Source organism: Klebsiella sp. Q11, assembly GCF_964241505.1.
Lineage (GTDB): Bacteria > Pseudomonadota > Gammaproteobacteria > Enterobacterales > Enterobacteriaceae > Klebsiella > Klebsiella michiganensis.
On sequence record NZ_CAXSXW010000035.1, the window covers coordinates 1 to 4,755 of the forward strand.

Here is a 4,755-nt window from a genome sequence, read left to right on the forward strand (position 1 = left end):
AGCGGATCCTCTTGTTATCCCTTCGATGTCGTCGTAATCTCATGCCCTGCAAACAAAAAAACCACCGCTACCAACGGTGGTTCGTTTGCCGGAATCAAGAGCTACCAACTCTTTCTTCCGAAGGTAACTGGCTTTCACGGAGCGCAGGTACCAAAACTGTCCTTCCAGTGTAGCCGCAGTCAGGCCACCACTTCAAGAACTCTGTAGAACACTCTACTACTCCGCTCCGTGAATCCTCTTACTAATGGCTACCGCCACTGGCGATTTTTCGTGTCTGTTCCGGGTTGGACTCAAGATGATAGTTACCGGGACAACGTGGTAGTCGGGCTGAACGGGGGGTTCGTGCATACAGTCCAGCTTGGAGCGAACTGCCTTCCCGGAACCGAGTGTCAGGCGTGGAATGAGATAAACGCGGCCATAACAGCGGATTGACATCGGTAAACCGAAAGGCAGGAACAGGAGAGCGCACGAGGGAGCCACCAGGGGGAAACGCCTGGTATCTTTATAGTCCTGTCGGGTTTCGCCACCACTGATTTGAGCGTCAGATTTCGTGATGCTTGTCAGGGGGGCGGAGCCTATGGAAAAACGGCTTCGCCGTGGCCTTATCGCTTCCCTGTTAAGCTTCTTCCTGGCATCTCCCAGGAAATTTCCGCCCCGCCTGTAAGCCGGTACCGCTCGCCGCAGCCGAACGACCGAGCGCAGCGAGTCAGTGAGCGAGGAAGCGGAATATATCCTGTATCACATATTCTGCTGACGCTCCGCTGCTGCATTTTTCTCCTGCCACATGAAGCACTTCACTGACACTCGCATCCGTGCCAACATAGTAAGCCAGTATACACTCCGCTAGCGCTACGTGACTGGTTCAGGGCTGCGCCCCGAAACCCGCTAAAAGCCACTGACGCGCCTGCGGCTTGTCCAACACCGTGCCGACCGGGAAAAGATTTCCCGTCCGTCCCGGCGTTATCAGGAGGCCGGATTGGCAGACAAACGCAGCAAAATGCTCACGATGTGGGTTACCGAGGATGAGCACCGTCGACTGCTGGAGCGCTGCGACGGTAAACAGCTCGCAGCCTGGATGCGCCAGACGTGCCTGGACGAGAAGCCCGCTCGTGCCGGCAAACTTCCTTCGATCTCGCCGGCGCTGCTTCGTCAGCTCGCCGGCATGGGTAACAACCTCAACCAGATTGCCCGGCAGGTTAATGCCGGTGGCGGTACCGGGCACGATCGCGTGCAGGTTGTCGCCGCACTGATGGCCATTGATGCCGGACTCGAGCGGCTGCGGCACGCCGTGCTGGAAAAGGGGGCTGATGATGATCGTTAAATTTCATCCCAGAGGGCGCGGCGGTGGCGCCGGTCCGGTGGATTATCTGCTGGGAAAAGACCGGCAGCGCGACGGCGCCAGCGTTCTGCAGGGGAAGCCGGAGGAAGTCCGTGAGCTTATCGACGCCTCGCCTTACGCCAAAAAGTACACATCCGGCGTCCTGTCCTTTGCCGAGCAGGATTTGCCGCCCGGGCAGCGCGAAAAGCTGATGGCGAGCTTTGAGCGGGTTCTGATGCCCGGACTCGATAAAGACCAGTACAGCGTGCTGTGGGTTGAGCACCAGGACAAAGGGCGTCTGGAGCTGAACTTCCTGATCCCGAACACGGAGCTGCTGACCGGCAGACGTCTCCAGCCGTATTACGACCGCGCCGACCGTCCGCGCATTGATGCCTGGCAGACCATAGTGAACGGCAGGCTGGGGCTGCACGACCCGAACGCGCCGGAAAACCGGCGGGCGCTGGTCACGCCTTCCGCGCTGCCGGAAGCGAAGCAGGAGGCAGCCCAGGCGATTACGCGCGGTCTGCTTGCCCTTGCCTCATCCGGGGAGCTGAAAACGCGGCAGGACGTTACAGAGGCGCTGGAAAACGCAGGTTTCGAGGTGGTGCGCACCACGAAAAGCAGCATCAGCATTGCCGACCCGGACGGGGGGCGAAACATCCGACTGAAGGGAGCCATCTATGAACAGTCTTTTAACGCTGGCGAAGGACTTAGAGCAGAAATCGAAAGCGCAGCAGCAGACTACCGGCGAGATGCTGAAAGCCGCATTCAGCGAGCACGAGAAGTCTGTCAGAGCGGAACTGAACGAAAGCGAGAAGAGAATCAGCGCCGCCATCCTCGACCACGACCGGAAGCTGTCCTCAGCCATGAGCCAGCGCACGAAAGGCATGGTGCGCATGGTCAGCCAGACGTGGCTGACCATCGTCCTGGTGTCCGCGCTGCTGATAGCGTCGAGCGCGGGCATTCTGTGGTGGCAGGGGCAGCAGATGCTCGACAATTACATGAGCATCCGGGAGCAGAAGGACGCTCTGGAGAAGCTGAACGCGAGAACGTGGGGCGTGACTTATCAGGAATCCAGCGACGGCCGCCGGTTCCTGAGCATGCCGAAAGGAACGGAACCGCAAATAATTCCCTACGAGGGGACGAACTGGGTTCTGCTGAAACAGGGGTGACTGTGTATGACAGAGCTGGAAAAACAGTTGCTGAGCGCATTAGAGCAGCTACAGCAGGACTACTCGAAAAGGCTGGACGAGTGGGAGAACGCCTTCGCGGAATGGCGGACGATGTCTGGTCTTATGCAACGGGAGAACGCGGCGCTGAGCGAGCGCGTCACGGGCTTGAGCAGGCAGGTGCAGAGTTTGAGCGAGCAACTAAGCTGGTTGTCGAAAGGCTGAACGCGATTGAAGCACACCGGCAGCAGGAGCGGGCAGCGCAGCATCATAAAGCGCTGGAGCTGGAACGATCGCAGCGGCAGCGGACGTATGACGGTCCGTCGCTGTAACAAACCGGATAAAACGGGGCTTTCGGCGGGCATCTGCGCCCAAAGCCTGATCCATTCACCCGGCCGCATGGCTATGCATTCGGGTGAAATTTTTCAGGCACAGGCTGCGCGGTTTGCCGGGGAGTTTACTGCCGGTTTTAGCGGGCTGACGCCGCATTCGCGCTGAAGGGCCCTGCGGGGGTGCGGGCAAGGGATGTTATGGTAAATGCGGCATTTTTTATTATATGGAGTGTATTTTTATGAGAATTAAAAAGCCTCACCTTCGTCCGATAGTCATAACCTTGTCCGTTGGTGGGATTTTGTTAACTTCTATTTTTCTGATTGCCGTTATTATGGTTTTTCAGCGCGAAAATATAGAAAAAGATTTGCTTTATGCTAATTCATCGTACGCTTTGAAAATGTCAGATGTAATGAGTGGTTATATTGAAATGGCTCAAGGTGAATTAGCATATGGAGCAAAAAAAATAAAATCAACTAATGATATTGACTCACTTAAAGATGAGGCGGATAGGTTAAGATTGCAGTCTGGTATGTTTAATTCAGTTTTTGTTGTTAGTAATGATGCTGTTGTTCTGGCGACTTCGCCAGAATCTCTTGATTTAGTTGGTACCCGCTTGAATTCAAGTGCCAGCAAATTGGCGATTGAGGAAAAGAAACCATTCATATCTTCACCGTTCAAATCAGTTACTGGGAATTTGATTATTTTGTTGTCACATCCTATTTATGATAAGGGTGGCAATTACATAGGGTATGTCGGTGGGTCTATATATCTAAAAAAACATAGTTTATTTAGCGATGTTTTGAGCAGGCATTTTTTCAAGAACAACACTGAAATTAGCATTGTTAGTGATGATGGGAATGTGATCTTTAATAACGATAAAAGTGCTGTTGATCGGCCTATGGTTATGTCTGATGATTTGAAATCAAAGTTAACTGCGTCTGATAGAGGTGAGGGGGCATTTTTTTCTTCGGGGCATAGATATCTTCTTGGTTATGCTAGTATGAAAAATACTGCTTGGAATGTGTTGGTTTATAGTCGTGCTGACAGTGTGACTACTATTCTTATTGCTTATGCTAAAAGTGTACTTGTTCTGCTAATTATAATAATTATTGTGTTTTCACTTATTTCATATTTCATTGCCTCCAGTATTTCACTTCCTTTAGAAAAGCTTGCTATATCTACCAATGCTAAAGATATAGGAGCTTCGCTAGTTTATATTAAAGCTATCAATGCTTGGTATGCCGAAGCTGATCGACTTAAAAAGGCACTTTTTACGCATGTTAAGGTAATGATGGAAAGGGTTGATTCTTTAAATGAGGTGGCGCTTAAAGATCCCCTTACCGGCGTGAACAATAGATTGGGGTTTTCAACTAAAATACAGAATAACAAGTATGGGGCAGGAGCTTCAGTTATTGCTATTGATGTTGATTTTTTTAAAGAGATAAATGACAGTTTCGGGCATGGGGTCGGAGATGAGGTGCTTGTTTCTTTGGCTCAGATTATTAAGTCTTGTTGCCGTAGTGAAGATATTATTTGTCGGTTTGGTGGAGAAGAGTTTGTTGTTTTTCTGCCGAATACATCTGTGGTAACAGCGGAGTGTGTTGCGGAGCGTATTAGGAGTGTTATTGAACGTACTGTTTTCCCTAATAACTTGCGTGTCACCGTATCTGCTGGTGTGGCAACACAAGATGATCCTCTTGGTGGGATCGATTTTTTGCTGAAAAATGCTGACGATGCTCTTTATCAAGCTAAGAGAGAGGGGCGTAATAAAGTGATTGTATATAGCGCTATTTGAGTTTTTTTGATGACGCTTTACGCGCTAGTGTGCCGTTTTTTTTGTGGGGAGGGGGGTTCAAGAAGCGGATCCTCTTGTTATCCCTTCGATGTCGTCGTAATCTCATGCCCTGCAAACAAAAAAACCACCGCTACCAACGG

4 protein-coding genes and 1 pseudogene are annotated in these 4,755 nt (G+C 51.4%); all 5 read left to right on the top strand.

Annotation, left to right across the window (positions count from 1 at the left end; all coding sequences use genetic code 11):
• The first annotated feature begins 997 nt into the window (after positions 1-997).
• The 5 genes and pseudogenes from ACESQ2_RS28290 to ACESQ2_RS28310 all read left to right on the top strand — a co-directional run bounded on the left by ACESQ2_RS28290 (position 998) and on the right by ACESQ2_RS28310 (position 4,615).
• Complete coding sequence (locus tag ACESQ2_RS28290; RefSeq protein ID WP_177897834.1) at positions 998-1,321, top strand: MobC family plasmid mobilization relaxosome protein; 324 nt, start codon at positions 998-1,000, stop codon at positions 1,319-1,321.
• Positions 1,311-1,628: pseudogene (locus tag ACESQ2_RS28295) on the top strand (nuclease); the annotation flags it as partial. The gene ACESQ2_RS28290 and the pseudogene ACESQ2_RS28295, both read left to right, overlap by 11 nt.
• A 370-nt stretch (positions 1,629-1,998) precedes the next feature.
• On the top strand, positions 1,999-2,490 hold the full coding sequence (locus ACESQ2_RS28300; protein WP_048293775.1) for an MbeB family mobilization protein: 492 nt from the start codon (positions 1,999-2,001) through the stop codon (positions 2,488-2,490).
• A gap of 6 nt (positions 2,491-2,496) precedes the next feature.
• The gene (locus ACESQ2_RS28305; RefSeq protein ID WP_048293776.1) at positions 2,497-2,712 is read left to right on the top strand and encodes an MbeD family mobilization/exclusion protein; all 216 of its coding nucleotides are present in this window, start codon (positions 2,497-2,499) and stop codon (positions 2,710-2,712) included.
• A 346-nt stretch (positions 2,713-3,058) separates the two neighbouring features.
• Entirely contained in the window at positions 3,059-4,615 is a 1,557-nt protein-coding gene (locus tag ACESQ2_RS28310; RefSeq protein ID WP_048293778.1) for a sensor domain-containing diguanylate cyclase, read from the top strand.
• Positions 4,616-4,755 lie beyond the last annotated feature (140 nt).